Source organism: Pseudoalteromonas sp. NEC-BIFX-2020_002, assembly GCF_013002825.1.
In the GTDB taxonomy this organism is placed as follows: Bacteria; Pseudomonadota; Gammaproteobacteria; order Enterobacterales; family Alteromonadaceae; genus Pseudoalteromonas; species Pseudoalteromonas neustonica.
The window spans coordinates 252941-273023 of record NZ_JABEPJ010000004.1 but is presented as its reverse complement, the minus strand read 5'-3'; the positions used below and the strand labels follow the sequence as shown (position 1 = coordinate 273023).

Annotated in this window: 14 protein-coding genes; 8 read left to right on the top strand and 6 right to left on the bottom strand. The window is 39.1% G+C overall.

Going from position 1 to position 20083, the window contains the following annotated elements:
• Positions 1–423: 423 nt before the first annotated feature.
• Both gppA and rhlB read right to left on the bottom strand, forming a co-directional pair.
• Complete coding sequence (gene gppA, locus HJP15_RS07160; RefSeq protein ID WP_054454394.1) at positions 424–1917, bottom strand: guanosine-5'-triphosphate,3'-diphosphate diphosphatase; 1494 nt, start codon at positions 1915–1917, stop codon at positions 424–426.
• 47 nt (positions 1918–1964) lie between these two features.
• Positions 1965–3242, bottom strand: coding sequence for an ATP-dependent RNA helicase RhlB (gene rhlB / locus HJP15_RS07155; RefSeq protein ID WP_054205210.1), 1278 nt, complete (start codon positions 3240–3242; stop codon positions 1965–1967).
• Positions 3243–3333: 91 nt separating this feature from the next.
• Between rhlB and trxA the strand changes: the two genes are divergently transcribed.
• The 3 genes from trxA (at position 3334) to HJP15_RS07140 (ending at position 6734) form a co-directional block, all read left to right on the top strand.
• Positions 3334–3660: a thioredoxin TrxA gene (gene trxA / locus HJP15_RS07150; protein WP_054205211.1), complete on the top strand. Its 327-nt coding sequence runs from the start codon at positions 3334–3336 to the stop codon at positions 3658–3660.
• Between the two features lie 179 nt (positions 3661–3839).
• A complete protein-coding gene (rho, locus tag HJP15_RS07145) occupies positions 3840–5099 on the top strand; it encodes a transcription termination factor Rho (RefSeq protein ID WP_054205212.1) in 1260 nt (419 codons plus the stop codon).
• A 375-nt stretch (positions 5100–5474) separates the two neighbouring features.
• The gene (locus tag HJP15_RS07140) at positions 5475–6734 is read left to right on the top strand and encodes a methyl-accepting chemotaxis protein (RefSeq protein ID WP_170173350.1); all 1260 of its coding nucleotides are present in this window, start codon (positions 5475–5477) and stop codon (positions 6732–6734) included.
• Here HJP15_RS07140 and HJP15_RS07135 read toward each other — a convergent pair.
• Positions 6731–9553 (bottom strand): ATP-binding protein, encoded by a 2823-nt coding sequence (locus HJP15_RS07135; RefSeq protein WP_170173349.1) that lies wholly within the window; start codon positions 9551–9553, stop codon positions 6731–6733. The two genes, HJP15_RS07140 and HJP15_RS07135, sit on opposite strands and share 4 nt — an antisense overlap.
• A 79-nt stretch (positions 9554–9632) precedes the next feature.
• Between HJP15_RS07135 and HJP15_RS07130 the strand changes: the two genes are divergently transcribed.
• Positions 9633–10229 (top strand): DNA-J related domain-containing protein, encoded by a 597-nt coding sequence (locus tag HJP15_RS07130; protein ID WP_170173348.1) that lies wholly within the window; start codon positions 9633–9635, stop codon positions 10227–10229.
• Between the two features lie 3 nt (positions 10230–10232).
• On the opposite strand, the gene dbpA is transcribed toward HJP15_RS07130, so the two are convergent.
• Positions 10233–11621, bottom strand: coding sequence for an ATP-dependent RNA helicase DbpA (dbpA, locus tag HJP15_RS07125; RefSeq protein WP_054205216.1), 1389 nt, complete (start codon positions 11619–11621; stop codon positions 10233–10235).
• 190 nt (positions 11622–11811) lie between these two features.
• On the opposite strand from dbpA, the gene HJP15_RS07120 reads away from it, so the two are divergent.
• The 3 genes from HJP15_RS07120 (at position 11812) to HJP15_RS07110 (ending at position 16443) form a co-directional block, all read left to right on the top strand.
• Entirely contained in the window at positions 11812–13890 is a 2079-nt protein-coding gene (locus HJP15_RS07120; RefSeq protein ID WP_170173347.1) for a TonB-dependent siderophore receptor, read from the top strand.
• A gap of 129 nt (positions 13891–14019) precedes the next feature.
• Positions 14020–15417: a M20/M25/M40 family metallo-hydrolase gene (locus HJP15_RS07115; RefSeq protein ID WP_054205218.1), complete on the top strand. Its 1398-nt coding sequence runs from the start codon at positions 14020–14022 to the stop codon at positions 15415–15417.
• An 84-nt stretch (positions 15418–15501) separates the two neighbouring features.
• Positions 15502–16443, top strand: coding sequence for a tetratricopeptide repeat protein (locus HJP15_RS07110; protein ID WP_054205219.1), 942 nt, complete (start codon positions 15502–15504; stop codon positions 16441–16443).
• A 48-nt stretch (positions 16444–16491) separates the two neighbouring features.
• On the opposite strand, the gene HJP15_RS22305 is transcribed toward HJP15_RS07110, so the two are convergent.
• Positions 16492–18447: a prolyl oligopeptidase family serine peptidase gene (locus HJP15_RS22305; protein WP_170173346.1), complete on the bottom strand. Its 1956-nt coding sequence runs from the start codon at positions 18445–18447 to the stop codon at positions 16492–16494.
• Positions 18448–18745: 298 nt separating this feature from the next.
• Entirely contained in the window at positions 18746–19666 is a 921-nt protein-coding gene (locus HJP15_RS07100) for a DUF808 domain-containing protein (RefSeq protein ID WP_170173345.1), read from the bottom strand.
• 118 nt (positions 19667–19784) lie between these two features.
• On the opposite strand from HJP15_RS07100, the gene HJP15_RS07095 reads away from it, so the two are divergent.
• On the top strand, positions 19785–20072 hold the full coding sequence (locus HJP15_RS07095) for an MliC family protein (RefSeq protein WP_170173344.1): 288 nt from the start codon (positions 19785–19787) through the stop codon (positions 20070–20072).
• Positions 20073–20083 lie beyond the last annotated feature (11 nt).

Genomic DNA, 20083 nt, shown 5'->3' with positions numbered 1-20083 from the left:
AATCACATTGAGACTCTAAATTTTTTGCCTTGCTTACCTATCTAAAAAGAAAGTTAAGCTCGGCTGTTAGAACTCAATCTGTACGAGTGCCCACACAGATGATTGCTTTATATTGTTAAAGAACGTTTTGATTCGCTTTAGCGACTCAAGGGATGCGAATAATACACCCTTTATTTTTCGAGTCAATACTTTGTTTTAAATTTTCTTTTGGAATATTTAAAACCGAAGTTTTATTTAACTCTCTGATAAGTCCGTGCCTCGCTATGCGTTGGCGTTTCCCGTCTCAGTGGGGTCGCATTATAGGGAGATCCAAAAACAGATCAACACTTTTTTTGAACTTTTTTGATTTAATTGGTTGTTCGAGTGAAATTAGTACAGAAAGGCGGTTTTTAATACTATAAAAGGGCTTTATAGCCCTTTTATCTACTTAACTATAAACTTCCAACCTGCCTTTTCTTGCTGTTTAGACTCTTGTTGAAGCTCACTTGCCATTAAAGGGTGTGCTTTTAACCAATCATTTTCAAATGATAGTGTTAAAGCCTCATTATTAGCAATTAAGGTAAGTTTTGGTAGCACATCATCTTGACGACGCATTGATAGAATCACTGCAATTCTTATTAAACGTGTTACGTATTGAGTTAACTGGGCATGACAACCTAAATAATCAAAACCATTTTTTTGCAGATCCGAACGATGTGCATTTGCAGTCGCCACTATTATCTTATGTTCTGATTGTGAGAACCCTGGCATCTCAGTATTTTCAAGAATATAAGCGGTGTGTTGCTGATATTGCTTGTACTCTATTAATAATCCAATTTCATGTAATTGTGCAATCGCTTTGAGCAAAGGCAATCCGCTTGTATCTAGTAGTGTCCATTGCTCACTAACTTGAAGCGCTAGCTGGCTGGAAAGATCTGCTACACGATTAGCTTGTTTTTGGTCTACATGATAACGCGCCATTAAACCATCAATAGTACGCTTACGAATGTTATGGTTATGAAACTCAGGGATCATGCTATACAAGACGCCTTCTCGGAGTGCTCCTCCGGCAAGTCCCATTTTGTCAATTTCAAGCGACTCAAATAAAGCAATCAAAATTGCTAGCCCAGAAACAAAGACTAATCTGCGTTCTTCACTTAAGCCTGGCAAATCTAATGCGGCAATAGTTTTATAGGTAATTGATTGCTCTTTAATAGCATTGAGTTTGTCTAGACTCAGTAATTCATCTAAAGATTGCGCGACCATAATTTCTTGGATCGCTTGCACTGTACCAGAAGCCCCAGAGGCAATTTCCCACCCAGCGCTCTTATAATCAGATGCTATTTCATCAATCACGAGACGCGCGGCTTTTATTGCTGCATTAAAATTGATTTCATTTAGCTGACAATCTTTGAAGTAGCGTTCAAGGTAGGTAACGCAACCCATATTTAGGCTTTTATAATGCAGTGCATCAAAACCTTTACCAATTACAACTTCAGTGCTCGCACCGCCAATATCGATCACTAACTGACGACCACTACAAGAAGAAGTATGCGCGACACCTTTGTAAATAGTTCGCGCCTCTAACTCACCACTGATAACGTTAATTTTATGGCCAAGAATTTGCTCTGCTTTAATTCTAAATACATCAGCATTTGTTGCTAAGCGTAAAGTAGCTGTGGCAACAATTGTAATATTTTTTTTAGGGATATCCTGTAGACGCTCAGCAAATAAGGCAAGACATTCCCAGCCTCGCTGCATTGCTTGCGTGCTCAGTAAATTATCGTCATTAAGCCCAGCAGCTAATCTGACTTTGCGTTTAACCCGGCCTATGGTTTGTAAGCCGCCAGCAATTGATTTAGCAATCAGCATATGAAAGCTATTTGATCCCAAATCAATTACTGCGTAAACATTTTTTTGCGGTTTAAGTTGCCCCACCGTTCAAAAACCTCTAGTTACTACTACGACTATAATGACGGTCGTAATTACGACCGTGCTTTTTGGTAATTATTATTAGGTCTACGTCCGCTGTTGTTATTACGATTACGAGGACCTGTTGAATAGTTACGCTTTCTTTGAATAGTAGGTTTTGTTAAATCATCAAGCAATGCACTTTTATCGTAATGCGATAAAGGAATGCTATGTTCTATATATTCTTCAATTTCATGAAGGTTGTACGCGTATTGTTCACATGCAAAACTAATCGCTTTACCTGATGCACCTGCACGACCAGTACGACCAATACGATGTACGTAATCTTCACAATCATCTGGTAAGTCAAAGTTAAATACATGACTCACTTCAGGGATATGTAATCCTCGTGCTGCAACATCCGTTGCTACTAGAAAATCTAGATCACCTTTAGTGAACTGCGCTAAAATTGATTGGCGCTTTTTCTGATTTACATCACCGGTAAGCATACCAACACGATGTCCATCTTCTTTTAACCATGCGTACACTGTTTCACAACTATGCTTGGTATTAGCAAAAACAATCGCTTTTTCAGGCCATTCTTCTTCAATCAAGGTTAATAACAGCTTAACTTTGTCTTCTTGAGATGGCTGAAATAACTCTTCACTGATTCGCTTGCCCGTTTTTACATCTGGCTCAACTTGTACATGCTCTGGGTTTGTCATGTGCTCAAACGCCAGCTCTTGAACACGATATGAAAGTGTTGCAGAAAACAATAAATTAAGGCGTTGCGATGTATCCGGCATACGGCGAAACATGTAACGAATATCTTTAATAAAGCCCAAATCAAACATACGATCGGCTTCATCAAGTACCACTACTTCGATTTCATTGAGGGTATAACACCCTTGTTTATATAAATCGATTAAGCGCCCTGTGGTGCCAATTAAAATATCAACGCCTTTTTCTAACTGTGCACGTTGTTTTTCGTAATCTTCGCCACCATATACTAAACCTAAGTTAAGATTACAGTGTGGCGCTAAAATTTTTGCATCTTTGTGAATCTGAATCGCAAGCTCCCGAGTTGGGGCCATGATCAGGGCTCTTGGATGTTTACTAGGTGCTTTGCTAGATTGTAATAACCGATGGCACGTGGCTGTTAAAAACGCCAACGTTTTGCCTGTACCTGTTTGTGCTTGACCCGCAATATCACGGCCATCACAAATAAAAGGTAGGCATTTAGCTTGAATGGGTGTGCAATATTCAAACCCACTTTCGGTTAACCCGGCAACCACTTCCGGTGCAATAGCAAAGTCTGAAAACTTTTTATCGGTCAAATGTGTCTTAGTCATAGCGTTTAAGCATAACGTTTAAACTTGCAATAAGAAACAAGAGTGTTTAAATACGCATTAAATAAATTCGCCTAACTTATCGGAGAGCGCAATGAGCGAGAAAATAATTCAATTAACTGACGATGGCTTTGAAGCTGACGTACTACAATCAGACAAACCTGTACTGGTTGATTTTTGGGCAGAATGGTGCGGACCTTGTAAAATGATCGCCCCTATTCTTAATGAAGTAGCTGACGAATTTGACGGCCGTGTTGTTATCGGTAAATTAAATATCGATCAGAATGCTGGCACACCACCTAAGTTCGGTATTCGTGGTATCCCTACATTATTACTTTTTAAAGATGGCCAAGTTGCAGCAACTAAAGTTGGTGCATTATCTAAAACTCAGTTAATTGAGTTTTTAGAAAATAACATCTAATATTGAATCTAAAAAAGGGCAAATGCCCTTTTTTAGATTTTTTTTGTATAAAGACTGGACGCTACGCCAGTGAGCTGCTAGTTTATAAAGCCAACTAATCCTTAGTTTACCAACGAACCTCTCTCATTAATTAATATCGATTATATGAGCATGATAACTGTAATAAAGAACCCACCAATATGCATTTACGCGAATTAAAAGACAAGTCGATTAAAGAGCTTGTAGACTTAGCTGAGTCCATGGGGCTCGAAAACGTAGCCCGCTTAAGAAAGCAAGATATAATCTTTGCTATCCTTAAAGCCCACGCCAAAAGTGGAGAGAACATTTTTGGCGGTGGTGTACTAGAAATCTTACAGGATGGTTTTGGTTTCTTAAGATCATCAGAAGCCTCTTACCTTGCTGGTCCTGATGACATTTATATATCACCTAGCCAAATTCGTCGTTTTAGTATGCGTACTGGTGACTCTATAATGGGTCTCATACGTCCACCTAAAGACGGTGAACGTTACTTTGCACTACTAAAAGTAAACGAAGTAAATTTTGATAGACCAGAAAATTCTCGCACTAAAATTCTTTTTGAAAATCTAACACCACTTCATGCTAACGAACGTTTACGTATGGAGCGTGGTAATGGTAGTACTGAAGATATTACTGCTCGAGTACTTGATTTAGCCTCACCTATCGGCCGTGGTCAACGTGGTTTATTAGTAGCACCGCCAAAAGCGGGTAAAACAATGCTACTGCAAAATATCGCGCAATCAATTACCCATAATCACCCTGATGCAACGTTGATGGTATTACTAATCGATGAGCGTCCAGAAGAAGTAACTGAGATGCAGCGTCTTGTAAAAGGCGAAGTAATTGCATCTACGTTCGATGAGCCTGCGAGCCGTCACGTTCAAGTTGCTGAAATGGTAATTGAAAAAGCAAAACGTTTAGTTGAACATAAAAAAGATGTCATCATCTTACTAGATTCAATCACTCGTTTAGCGCGTGCTTATAACACCGTAATTCCTTCATCAGGTAAGGTACTCACCGGTGGTGTTGATGCTAACGCATTACACAAGCCAAAGCGTTTCTTTGGCGCTGCACGTAACGTTGAAGAAGGTGGTAGTTTAACAATTATCGCAACTGCCCTTATCGATACCGGCTCTAAGATGGATGAAGTTATCTACGAAGAGTTTAAAGGTACCGGTAATATGGAACTGCACTTAAATCGTAAGATTGCTGAAAAGCGTGTATTCCCTGCAATTGACTTCAATCGTTCAGGTACTCGTCGTGAAGAATTACTGACGAAGACAGATGAACTACAAAAAATGTGGATTTTACGTAAAATCGTACATGAAATGTCTGAAATTGATGCTATGGAATTTTTAATTGATAAACTTTCTATGAGCAAAACCAATGATGAATTTTTTGACTCTATGAGACGTCAGTAAAACTATTCATATTAAAAAAGCCCGTTTTAAACGGGCTTTTTTTTCTCTTATTTACCAACCTACCAATGATTATTTGTCTTACTCTATGCTTTACTCTATAACTTAATTAGTATGCAAAATAAAATCATATGAAATGATTGCTGCTCTGCTAGGGCGTGTTGACCTTTCGTGATTAATTTTGCAGCAGTGTGCTTGGTATTTAGGCAGGGCAGCGCCTATGGTGTGTGGTTATTCCCCATAAATAGGCGATAATGCAGTATAAATGCAGTATAAATGCAGTATAAATGCCAAACATGCGCTGCCCAAAGAGTTCTTCCTAGGGGCGATTAAATACATTATTTTATCTGACAAAATTAAGATCTTAAGGTGTAACGGATGACAATAACTAAAAGTATTTTAATTCTAACTGGCTTTTTAATACTTGGTACGTGTCTAATATGCTACTTTTTTGACCTACAACTCTCTGCACTTTTGAGCTTATTATTTATAATAATGGTAGGTAATGGCACGACCTTACTCATTTATAAAAATGTTGTGTTACCAACTCCGCACTTAGATAACCTAGTCGAAAATTTAATCACCAGTGATTATATAAATTTCACTTTTCGTTTTGACGAAAAACCTAATATCACCCCAAAATCATGCTTTGCACTCAATGCAAGTTTAACCACCATAGAGCATATGTTTCATGAGATATATTGTACTTCATCGCGCTTACTCCCTATGGCAGATGCATTACGAGATACTTATGCTTCAATGACCCAAAAAGCCAGTATTCAACATGCACATGGTGAAGAATTAGCCACAACTATAGAGCACACTATACGTATATCCAGAGAGCTAGAAAGTGATGTTGAACTTATTTACACCTCTGTCGCCTCTGCAACTCAATCAGTTCAACAGACGCGTATTGATAGCGATAATAGCCAAGCAAGCTTATCAAAATTAGCTACAAATATAGAGCAAACAAGTGAACATATGAAAGTCTTAAAACAAGACAGCGATAATATAGGTTCAGTGATTGAAGTAATAAATGCAATTGCAGAACAAACAAATCTACTAGCTCTCAATGCCGCAATTGAAGCGGCCCGTGCTGGCGAGCAAGGCCGAGGCTTCGCTGTTGTCGCTGATGAAGTACGTAATTTAGCAGCACGAACAAGTAATTCCACACAAGAGGTTCGTACTATGGTGGGGAAAATTCAAGAAAGCACTGATCGTGCTGACACTTTGATGAGCAATGCACTAACTGAAGCACAACAAACCGTTAAGCTATCGCATGCAACAAGTAACGAGATTAATACCATTGAACAAGCTATGCTGGCCATCAACGCACTATCAGAAAAAATTAACCATCAAGTTGCTCAACAAAAAATAATGTCCGATGAAGCCCAGTCAAACATTGAAGCAATGGTGGAGCTAAATTCGGATGCACTTTCGAGCACATTGATCCAATCGGTTTCCAGTGAAGATCTTCGAAATTTAGCAAAAAGCCTACATGAAAAGTTGGGGTTATTTCATGTTAGCGAGGGCATTATTGATAACACTCAACGTAATGATAGCGCTAGGCGCAACGAAAATACCTCCAGTAGCAACCAAAACACGACCGCACCAACAAATGATATAGAGTTATTCTAAACCTTAAACTGCTCTAACTCATGGATTAATGACTCAACTAATTCTGTTAACCCTGTATTATTTTCGGCTTCGGTACTGTTTAACAATGCCTTATCCAATAATAATGCTGGTTGAATGACACTATCTAATGCGAACATTTGTGCTGCACCAAGGATCCGATGACTATCTTGTTGCAAAGCAGACAGGTCACCTTGCTGATAGTGATCTTTTAATGCATTTACTTCATCATCAAAGCTGGCTACAAAACTTCTGATTAGATCACTAACATCGATATCGATAGCCATTTCTTTTGAAGCTGGTAACACACTTAAGTGCTCGCTAAGTTTAGTGTAAAAATCTTCTTTATCTAGGGGTTTACTTAAATACCCCGAAAAACCTAAGGCCAGATAATCTGCAATTTCATGGCTCATTGCATTGGCTGTCAGTGCAAAAACCGGTTTATTAAAACCACACTTCTCTAGCAAATCGAAGGCTGTTAAGCCATCCATTATTGGCATTTGTATATCTAGTAAAACTACGTCGGGAAATTCACTAAGGCATTGTTCAACAGCTTCTTCACCATTGCTTACAGCAATAACATCTAGCCCTAAGGTGTTTAAGAAGCGTGTAATTAAGCGACGGTTATCCGGATGGTCTTCAGCAAGTAATACCTTCCCAGCCAATGTTTTCGCTGTAGTAGTTACTGGTAATGATGAAACTGGTATGCCTGGTAGATATTGTTTACATGGCAAATAAAGCATAAATTCACTGCCTTTACCGTATTCACTTTGTGCATTGATATAACCCCCCATCATCATAGCTAACTGTTGTGATAAACTTAAACCAAGCCCCGAGCCACCAAAGCGTCGACTGATTGTGTTATCCCCTTGTTGGAAACACTCAAAAACTATCTTTAACTGCTCAGCCTGAATACCGATACCTGTATCTATTACTGCAAACTGGACGCCCAAAGCGGTTTCATTGATGCGTAATGTAACCGAGCCTTGTTGAGTAAACTTAACTGCATTACTAAGTAAGTTGATTAAAATTTGCTTTACTCGCATCAAATCTAACTTAACCCAGTACTGCTCACCAATTTGATTATCCAATGTAAGCGTCAAACCCTTGCTTCTCGCTTGCAAACTAGACATTGAATACACATCCATTACCAACTGCACTAAATCAAAATCACAAACACTCAGCTCTAAACGATTTGCTTCGATCTTACTGAGATCAAGCACATCATTAATGAGCTCTTTGAGATGATCACTGTGCTTTTTAATTACCAGTAACTCCGCACCTAATTGCTCCGTGTCATATAAACCATTTAATAAATCATCAGTTTGCCCCAAAATAGCTGTTAGAGGAGTGCGGATCTCATGGCTAATATTTGCTAAAAATTGGCTTTTCACTTCATTTGCTGACTGTAATTTTTGAGCAACAGATCGTAACTCTTGCGTACGCTTTTCAACTTTCTCTTCTAGTTGTACTTTGGCTTTTCTTTCAATTGTACGGCGATATAAAGCAACACTGCAGATCAAAACCAGTACGAATACTATCGCCAACAAAATAGTGAGTTGTGAGCGCTTTGCTATCTCTAACTCTTGTAATCGACTAGTTTGCTTCAGATCTTGAATCTCCTGATTCAATTTATTGGATTCAAATTGAGATTGAAACACATTTAGGGCTTTAATTATTTCCTCGCTTGTCATACTACGTTGATACTCTACAAATTTGTCATGTAAGTGCATCGCTCGTTCAAAATCACCTAAGCTTGCACTTAACAACGCTTCAATTCCTAAGCCATCTCTTAAGCGCATTTCATCTTTGTATTGTTTCGCCAGCGCTATTGATTGCTCTAAATTTTTCTTTGCAGCATCAATATCACCTTTGACCAACTGTATTTTTGCTAACACATGCAAAGCGGCTAATAACAGCTGTTTATTATCAATTTGTCGTGCATATCCTTGTGCGGCATTTGAGTGATAATATGCAGCATCCAGTTCGTTTATTTTTAAATTAATGTTGGCTAAATTATTATGTCTTGTAGATAGTTGAAAGGCATTATTGGTACTTTGGTAATAACGTAAAGCCAGCTGGTAGTAATGCAGAGCTAGTTGATTTTGACCCGACTCATCATATGCAACGCCCATATTACCGTGCACTTGAGCAACACCATCTTCATCGCCCAACGCTTGAAATACACTTAGTACTTTGCGGTATATTTCCAATGCTGAATCATAGCGAGATAAACGAATATAAACCCCTGCAATATTATGCAAAATGTCGGCTTGATCTTGTGCACTGCCATCTTGCTCATAAATAACTTTAGCTTGCTGATAGTAATCAAGGGCTAGTTCCATATTATACATATCGAAATATGATAATCCTATATTACTCAATAAATTAGCTTGTTTTAAAGGGCTATTTAAACGAACGGCAAGACTTAATGCTCGACTATAATCAATAACGGCTTGTTGCATCAAACCTTGGTAATACAGCACCACACCCTGCATTTTTACAGCTCTAAAATGCAACTCAGGTAAATCATTAAAATCGCTGCCTTGCTCCAATAATTTATAGTAATGAAGCGCTTGAGTGTAATCGCTTATTTCAAAAGCATTTTTAGCCATTTCAGAATAAATAGCATTTTTTTGTTTATCTGATAGCTGCACTGAAGATAATAACTCACTAGCCAACAACTGCTTTTGAGGCCAATTTTCAGCCAAATCAAACTGCTCTAACATACTGCTTTGTTGCTTTGCAAAACTCGATACTGCAAAAACACTGATGTAGACCATGAGGCCAATAAGCAATGAGCGTTTCAACTGGCTCGGCATAATTATATCCTTGAAACTTTTGTAGCCGTGAAAGCTGTGATAGTTTGTCAAAGATACACTAATTACTAGATTGCAAACAATGCTTAACCCTCTGATTGATGAGATTTTTGAATTGATTTTAACAAAGCAAGTGTGGATGGTTCATACTTTAGCATTGAAATTAAAAGACCGTGGTGTCATTAATAATTTAGACTCTCTTCCTGAACGTGACTTATTTAAACGTAACTTTTTAATCATGAACGCTTTGTATCAGCTTCAACAGCAAGTATTGCCAACGCAGCAATTACTGATATCCAGTTTACATATTGAATTAATCACTGCGCCATCTAATCACTCAGCATTAAATGCAACTGATCCGCTACGTATTTACTACCTTGACTGGAATAATTTTGAGACATCCAGTGTTGAAATAGAAAAGTTATTAAATAGCTTTTGGCATAGCTTCACAACTAAGACTGGCTCGACATTAAAAGTAGATATAATAACCCGAGAATTGCTTTTAAAACGCTGGCAATTACCACCGCAAAGTAAGATAAAAGATGTGCAAAAACGCTGGCGACAGCTAGCAATACAATACCATCCGGATAAAACACACGGCAATGCAGATAAATTTAAACAATTGAAGAGTGAATACGAGCAGCTAAAGAGTAGCTGCTCAACAATATGTAACGGGTAATTATTAACGCGTTAAGCGACGAGCGCGAATTTTACGGCCTTTAATATTACCTTCGGTCAATTTACGTAGTGCAGGTTTTGAAGAGTTACGCTCAACGGCTACAAATGCTACGTTATCAAGTACATTAATTTTACCAACTTGACGCCCTGCGACACCATCTTTACCTGTTAGTGCTCCTAAAATATCACCTGCACGGACCTTCTGCTTTTTACCTGAATCAATCATCAGTGTCACCATTTCAGGCTTGTAAGGCGGTTTTTCTAGTAAGCTAAATGGTGGTAATTGCTCTGGTAAAAAGTCGCATTCATAGTGGTCACCAATTTGCGCCACTTTAAACTGCTCTGCATCACCGTAAATAGAACACGCAATACCTTTTTTACCCGCACGGCCAGTACGACCAATACGATGTACATGCGTTTGTGGGTCATGAGCAAGGTGATAGTTAATTACCATATCCATGTCGTCAATATCCAAACCACGCGCTGCAACGTCTGTAGCCACTAATATTGACGCGCTTTTATTCGAAAAATGGATAAGTGTACGCTCTCGATCTCGCTGCTCTAAATCACCATGCAATGAAACTGCACTAAACCCTTCATCAGCTAGATCGTCACATACTTGTTGAGTTTCAACTTTGGTGTTACAAAACACCACACAGCTTTCTGGCTGAAACTTTAACAACAACAATTTTAAAGTATTAAAACGTTGTTTGTTATTATCCATTTTATAGAAGTACTGTTTGATAGTGCTTTTTTCTTGCTCTTCTTCAACTTTCACCATTACAGGGTTACTTAACACCCGTTTAGCGATTGCTTCAATAGCGCGCGGGAAAGTAGCACTAAATAGTAATGTTTGACGTTGTTTTGGTATACGCTCGATAATTGCATCTAACGTATCTTGAAAGCCCATATCAAGCATTTGATCTGCTTCATCAAGCACTAAAGTTTCTACGTCGTCTAAACGTAACGTACCTTTGCGGATATGATCATCAACACGCCCTGGCGTACCAACAATAATATGCGCGCCGTGTTCAAGCGAGCCTATTTGCGGTCCAATCGATACACCACCACATAAGGTGAGTATTTTAATGTTATGAATGCCGCGTGCTAATTTACGCATTTCAACAGCAACTTGCTCCGCTAATTCACGCGTTGGGCAAAGCACCAAAGATTGAATACGAAAGCGCTTAACATTAAGCTTGGCCAATACACCCAAACTAAACGCCGCAGTTTTACCTGACCCCGTTTTAGCTTGTGCAATAATATCTTTACCTTCAAGTACTGGAGGAAGACTTTGAGCTTGTACAGCAGTCATGTGGGCGTAACCTAAAGTAGATAAGTTATCAACCAAACCTGATGGTAAAGCGAGTGATGAAAAAGCAGTAGCAGTCACAATAAATCCCGAAACAAAAAATAAATTAGCAAGGAATAGCCCTGCCTCTAGTTGCGCTAATGATAGCAGAAATCAGCCATAGCAACCATTAAGGCCTTTATTATAAATCAATCAATAAAGGCATTGTAAATAAAATCTATTTTCATTAAGATCCGCATCGCTTTTTATCTCACTCAGCCGGAACCATTTAATGAAACTTTGCCCGCTTTATCTTGCACTGCTTACCTCTGTAACCGCTGCACACGCCTCAACTACGGATGAAAACATAGAAAAAATTGAAGTTAAAGGTACTTACTTCAATGACTATAAAGTAGACCATGCAAAAGGCGCTATGCGCACATCAGCTTCATTGCTTGAAACCGCACAATCAGTCACCGTCATCACTGACACAATTGTGAATGAACAATTAGCCACAACACTGGGCGAAGTATTAACAAACGATGCCAGCCTAACCGCTGGCTCACAACAACGTAACCGCGAAGTATTTAATTTACGTGGCTTTGGGTTAAGTTCATCAACAGGTTACTTACGTGATGGTCATCAGCATTGGTCTCACTATCAACAGCCGATTGAGATTTTACAGCAAGTAGAAGTTATTAAAGGACCATCAAGTATTTTATATGGTCAATCAGGTCCTGGCGGCTTGGTTAATATGGTGACAAAAAAGCCAACTGCACAAACAATTTTTAATGTAGGTGGCGATGTCGACCAGCATGGTTCTACACGTTTTATGGTCGATGCCGCAGGTGCGCTCACTGATGCTGAAGATTTACGCGCCCGTGGTATTTTAGTAAAACAAGATGTGCAGTACTGGCGTGAATACCAAAATGGCGAAAACCGCGAACGCGACCGTTTTTTAGGTGCTTTCGTGGTTGATTACGATATCAGTGATAATGCATTAGTACGCGTACATTATGATCGTACAGATGATAAAGCAGGCCTAGATACAGGCGCATGGATTGATGAAAATACCAATGTAATTGGTGATGATAAAACAATTCGCGATATGTCTTGGGCATTTACTGATATTACAGTTGAAAACCTAGGCATTGATTTTAATGTGTTTTTATCTGACAACTGGCAAGTAAACCTTGGTTATAACGAACAGACGTTTGAACGCCAACGTTTTGAATCTTCACCAAGTAAAAGTAGTTTTAATGAGGCAACAAACAGCTATAAATCAAACCCGTACGATCGCTATGATGATTGGCAGTTTACCACCGCATTCGTTGATTTTATCGGTGAATTTGAAACTGCGGGCATACAACATCAATTTTTAGTGGGTGCTAACTCGCTTGACTACTTTTACCGCCGATTACTTACCTCTGCAGACTCTTTTAACTTCACTGCTGGTCAAAATGAGCCTGCTCGACCTGATATAAGCTATAAAACACCAGATAGAACAAGCGAAACTGAATACGATTACTACGGTATTTATATACAAGATTTAATTACTTTCTCACCACAGTGGCAAGTTTCACTTGGTGGTCGTTACGATAAACAAACGAGGAAAGGTAGAAATAACGAATCTTTCTTACCTAAATTCGGCGTGCTATATCACCCCAATGAATCAGCGACGATATATACTAGTTACTCTGAAGGATTTGAACCTCAAAACGAAACTATTAATAATCAAAATGATATTAATGATGGTATGAAGATTGATGCGGTTACCTCTGAGCAAAGAGAAGTAGGCATTAAATGGCAATTGTTTGATGATCGCTTAATGCTTAGCAGTGCACTTTTCGACATTAGCAAAACAGGCACGCTCGTTACTGAAGATTTACCTGTCGTTATTGGCGATATTACAACTATTACCACTCAAATTGGTGAACAACGTCATAAAGGCTTTGAACTTGCAGCACAAGGGGCGGTAACTGATCGCCTATTTGTGATGGCATCAACCATGTATTTAGATGCAAATTACGAGCGCGATGCTAAATTACAAGGTAAACGCCCTGCAGATGCACCTAAATGGTCTGCATCACTTTGGACTCGCTACGAATTAAACGATGCGATTGCGTTCAATGCTGGTGCTTTTTATGAAGGGGATCGCTTTGCTGATAGTAAAAATACAATTACCAAAGACGCTTATACGCGTGTAGATGTGGGTGCAACTTATAAATTTGTTATGAGTAACACCGATATTAACTTACGCCTTAACGTTGAAAACTTATTTGATACCAACTACCTTGGCGGTGGTGGTACAAACAATGTAACGGTCGGCGAAGGCACTAGCTTACGTTTAGCAGCGCAGTTTAATTTCTAAATTAGTTAGTAATTTTAAAAAGCCCGCACGTTAAACTGCGGGCTTTTTACTTTTTATCTCATTATATTTTTTAAGTCGGTCATTTAATGGTTAAATAGTCGGTAAATATCTAACAAGCCAAGGTCAATAATGAAAAAAATCATCACAGGGGTTCTGCTTGCTAGCAGCTTTTTGGTAAGTGCAGCAGAGCCTGAGTTTACAGCTCAACAACTTAAGCAAGTAGCAGAGCTCAGAACAAATGCTAGCAACAGTGACTTAAGCTATCAATTACTGGAATCTCTTACTACTGAGATAGGCCCACGCCTTCCTGGTACAGAAAATGATAAAAAAGCCGTTGCATGGGCACAAGAAAAATTTCAAGCGCTGGGTTTTGATAAAGTATGGCTAGAAGAAGCCACGTTCCCTGAATGGCGCCGCTTCAGTGAAAGCGGTAAAATTCTTACCCCGAGTGAACAAACACTACATTTAACCGCACTTGGTCATAGTGTGAGCACACCAAAAGACGGTATTACTGCTGAAGTTATATTATTTGAAACCCTTGATGAGTTGATCGCAGCCCCAGCAAATAGCTTGAAGGGTAAAATTGCTTATATTAACTACCGTATGAACCGCGACATTGATGGTAATGGTTATGGCCCTGCCGTTCGTGCACGCTCAACTGGCTCTGTTGAAGCCGCTAAAAAAGGTGCAATTGGTTATATGATGCGCTCAGTCAGTACTGCACATCACCGTTTTGCACATACTGGTGGTAGCCACTATAAAGACGGTGTAACAAAAATCCCTAACGTAACAATTGCTAACCCTGATGCCGACCAAATTGCTCGCCTCATTGCGCTGGGCAAAAACGTTACTGTAAATATCAATGTGCAAAATGAAGATCGTGGTCAAGGTACTGGCTTTAATGTGATAGGCCAATTCAATGGTACCCAAAACCCTGAACAATATGTACTTATTGGCGGTCATCTAGATTCGTGGGATTTAGGCACTGGTGCGCTCGATGATGGTGCAGGTGTTGCATTAACAATGGCAGCAGCAAAACATATTAGCGAAATAAAGCGTCCTAAGCGTAGTATCCGCGTGGTATTATTTGCCGCCGAAGAACTGGGGTTATGGGGTGCTAAAGCCTACTTTAAGCAACATGCTAAAGAGCTTGATAATATTGTTGCCGCAGCTGAATCTGATTTTGGGGCTGATGTAGTATATGGCTTTGAGTCAAATGTATCTGCGCAGTCACTCCCGGTGGTGCGTGCTATTGCTAAACAACTTGCCCCACTCAATGTTCAATACATTGCAAAAAATACCGCTAACGGTGGACCTGACTTAATTCCATTGAAAAATGCCACCAGCGCACCTATTTTTGATTTACACCAAGATGGTACCGATTATTTTGATTACCACCACACGGCTGATGACACACTTGATAAAGTAGACCCTGAAAAACTGAAGCAAAATACGGCCGCTTATGCTGTGTTTGCTTTTATGGCTGCTGATGCTAGAACAACAATCAAACCAAAACCTGCAAAATAATACATATTTTCTTACAGTTTGCAGCTTTGCTTCTCACCTTCCTTGTTTTAACTTATGTAAAACAAGGAAGGGACCAAGGACTACATGCTACTTTTTAATACCAGCAACTCACTGTCATTCTTCAGCAAAACAAAAACCTGCCCACAGTGCAACAGCAATGACTATCAATTAAAAAACCATAGTCGCTTTTTACGTTTTACTATCCTACCTATCCTGCCACTGGCATGGCGATATAAATACCAATGTGCTAATTGCCGCCACAGCGAACCTGTGTCAATCATCAAATTGCCATTGTTAGAGCAACTGTCATTAGTAAAGTATTTTGCAGGCTCACTCTTACTGATATGTTTATGTATATATTTTTACGCACAACATCTTGAGGAACTCACAACAAAGAAAATGATTCTAGATTCACCTCAAGCATTTGATACCTATTTAGTAAAAGCTGACAAGTTTTCGCATGAACCATTACGTCCAGAAAATTTGAAAGTGGCACAAGTACTCGAGTTCGACGAAAAGTTTATTACCTTTCAAATCAGCAATTATCGTTACAAACGCGATAGAGCAATCACAATGGCAATGCGCACTAGCTTATTAGTGCAAAAAGATTACTTTTCATCAAAGACACTGACCTTACCCCGCAAGGAAGTAAAGCGCTTATACGATGACGGTGCTATTTATAATGTACTTCGCCCATACGCATACAGTTTATATGGTGGGTTTGTTATGTTTCCACCGACACCAAAACCCTTATATGAAGGTGTAAAGCTCAATAAGAATAATCAGCAAGGGATCGTATATTATAAAGATGGCTTATTTGAAGATGCATTTGAAAGCTTTTTGCTCGCCAGTAAGGAAGGTTCTCAGTGGGGACAACTTAATACTGCGCAAATGTATCGTGATGGTGAAGGTGTAACAAAAGATATAACTCAAGCTATCTATTGGTATCAGCAAGCCGCACAACAAAATAACCATAAAGCAAAAGTGCAACTCAAAGAGTTATGCCAAGAGAATAGCTGCAAATAAAAAATGGCAAGCTATAAGCTTGCCATTTTAATTATAAAGATCATATTTTTACAAGGTTAAATGCTGGTCTAAAAATGCCAACACCTGCTTATAATAACGAGTGCGATGCTCTGGCTTGTAAAACCCATGCCCTTCATCTTCTAATAACTCGTAAACATAAGGATGATTCGCTTTTTTAAGCGCGGCCACAAGTGATTCAGCTTGTTCAATAGGTGCTCGCTCATCTTCCCCACCATGTACTATTAACACAGGTGCTTTTAACTTATCGATATTGTAGCTTGGGGAGAAGGCCTTTAGTTGGGCTTCATCAGTGCCAAGTACATTTTTAAGGTAACGCTGACCACTCTCACGCTCTGCCACATCGCCTTCATCAAACATCAGTGGTAAATCGTAAACACCAACAACACCGATAGCACACTTAAACATATCAGGCTCTATAATCGCACTTTGCAAGGCTGAGTAACCACCAAAACTGGCCCCCATAATACACATGTTATTTTTATCAACAGTTCCCTGCTCAATTAGGTGTTTTACGCCATCAATAATATCGTACTGGATCTCAGCTCCCCACTTTCTATGCCCTGCATGCTCAAAGTTACGACCAAAACCACCCGAACCTCTAAAATTCACTTTTAATACCGCCATACCGCGATTGGCTAACAGCTGTGCATCGGGATCAAACCCCCACCAATCACGAGGACCATGAGGGCCACCATGAGGCATAACAACCAGAGGCAAATTTTTCTCTGTTGCATTGTTAGGGAGTGTTAAATAGCCATGAATAGTTAAACCGTCGCGGCTGGTGAAGCTAATTGGTCTTGTTTCAGCCATTAATTCAGGCTTTAGCCAACTACGTGCTGAAAATAAATAACGTAGCTTGTTAGCTTGTGCATTAAAGATATAATAGTCACCAGGATTTCGGTCACTTGATGCAATAATGATATTAGTATTGCCATCAGCAGTGCTACTCACAAGCTGTACTTGGTTACCTGGCAATGAAGCCAAAAATGATTTTAAACGTGCGCTTTTGGGTGAATCAGAATCTATAAATGCATAAGTCGGGTACCCTAACTCAGTCTCAATGGCAAATAACTCTTTCGATGCTTCATCAATCCACACTTTCTTTGGTGAGACACTGTTTTCTTTATGTACTAGTTCAACACTTTTTGTTTTAAGGTTTAATTTATATAACCCGTCAGGCTCCCCATTTAAAGAAGCAGACATAAAAATATTGTCCCCCGATTTATCAAATGTCTCTAAGTAAATGGAGGTATAATTCACATCAGTAAAATCAAAAAGTTTCCAATCTCCGCCAGACTTTTCTTTTATGTGTATTTTTGCATTAATTAGGTCATCACTAGACGAAGCTATACGCACATTGCCTTCATGATCCGTTAAAAACTGTGCCATTTTTGAAGGTGAAGTGGTCACTTTACGACGTTTACCTGAAAAAACATCCACTTCATAAACAACGGTATGTGGCTCACTGTTTGCTGTCCATGGGTAAGTGACAATCAGCATTTTGCGCTTATCGTTCACTAAGGGATCAAGCACAAAAGAGGTGCCGTAAATAGGCGTGGCTTTTTTTAAACGGCTCCCGGTTTGCATTTCACCTTGATACCCTACTAAATACATTGCTTTAGAGCCATCAGCATTAACACCATAGAGCTCGCCATGATATTGCGGGTGATCTTGCCAACCTTTCAAATATTGCTTTTCAAGCACTATGCGCTCATCATTCACCCAATAGTAGTTTCCCACTTGTGCATTAGCTGGAAATCTAACGGCATGGCTTGGTTTAAAGCTTTTTGCATCAAAAATCACCAGTACACTTTTACCTTCAGCTTTAGTTAATACTGCAAGATAAGTACCCTTTGGTGAGATTTTAACGTTGTTATATTCGACATCTTTACTAAATAGATCAACAGGCAACGGTGTATCTTTGGCGTAACTCACGCTAATTGTTAATAACGTAATAAGTATAAAAAAAATTTTTTTATTCACAAATATTCCTTTTTTGTTCTGATTTTATTATGTACTGACTTATACTACCCTTAAATTAAAAAGTTATATTGGTAATAACAATAAACCATCTTTTTGTACCCTTTTTTATTTACTGCATTGTTGTATAAAAAAGCATTTTATACAACTTAAAAAAGATTTTTAGCTAGACGGGTGTTATCCGTATATCAACGGCCAATACAGCCTACCAGCGTTAAATGTTGCGAAGTTCCTGCTGATTCAAATGAATCATTTAGTACGCACTAACTTTATAGTCTCTATTAACACTTTGCCGACAAAGTTAAGCTGTCGGCTTTTTTGCTATAAATCTCATCACAATATAATGTATTAGCACAATCATCGCACCAGCCAACAAACCTAAAGTACCATCAAACAAAAGCGGCGCAATTACCTCTCCAACACTTCCTAAATGCGATAAACCATAATCAGTAACAGTTAGTTGCCAATGATGAAGTATACTAATACCGTGCACTAAAATACCGCCCCCCACCAAAAACATAGCCACAGTGCCTGCAAAAGCCAAAAACTGCATTAAACGTGGGGCAGCCGCTAGTAAACCCTTACCTAATATTTCTTTAAAGCGATTACCTGTTTGCAGGGCTTGTTTAAGCAAATATAATCCGGCATCATCCAGTTTTACTATCCCAGCAACGAGACCATATACACCTATCGTCATCAGTACGGCAATTACACTTAGTACAAGTGCCTGATTAAGTAAACTCGCTCCCGCAACAGTCCCAAGAGTAATTACTATTATTTCTGCTGATAAAATAAAATCTGTCCGGATTGCCCCTTTTATCTTTTGTTTTTCATATTCAACTAAATCAATATCTGCCGCCTCATTATGATCATTAGATTTAGCCGCAGGAAAAGCTTTCTCCACTAACTTTTCAGCACCTTCAAAACATAAAAAAAGACCACCTATCATTAATAAGGGCGTTATCAACCACGGCAGCCACACACTGATCAACAATGCCGCAGGAACTAACATGGTTTTATTTAAAAATGAGCCTTTAGCAACAGCCCATACAACGGGTAATTCTCGATCTGCACTTACCCCTGTCACTTGCTGTGCGTTTAAGGCTAGATCATCACCGAGCACACCCGCCGTTTTTTTAGTCGCAACCTTGCTCATAGTAGCTATATCATCCAATAGCGCAGTTATATCATCAAGCAATGTTAAAAGGTTTGTGCCTGCCATCCTTGTTCCTTAAATTTTAAAATTATTTGATTTTAACATAGCGTAAAGCGACACTTTCACCAACGGTTAATTTTCGTTTGCTATGCTGTGCAAATACCATAACTCAAGGATACCTTTTATGTATAAAGCACTACTATTGACTACGAGCTTATTAATCACACTCAGCGCCTGCACACAGCAGGAGAATATTGATACATTTACATGTGATAGCAAACTCAACGCAACCATAACCAACCAAGATGAAGAGTCTGCAACGCTTGATTACAATAAACACCAATATCAACTAATAAGGCAACGCAGTGCATCAGGCGTAAAATACACCAACAAAAACGTGCTATTTTGGACTAAAGGCAAAGAGGCTATGCTGATTATCGATGGCAATAAATACCACTGCAATTTACAATAACTCAATATCCT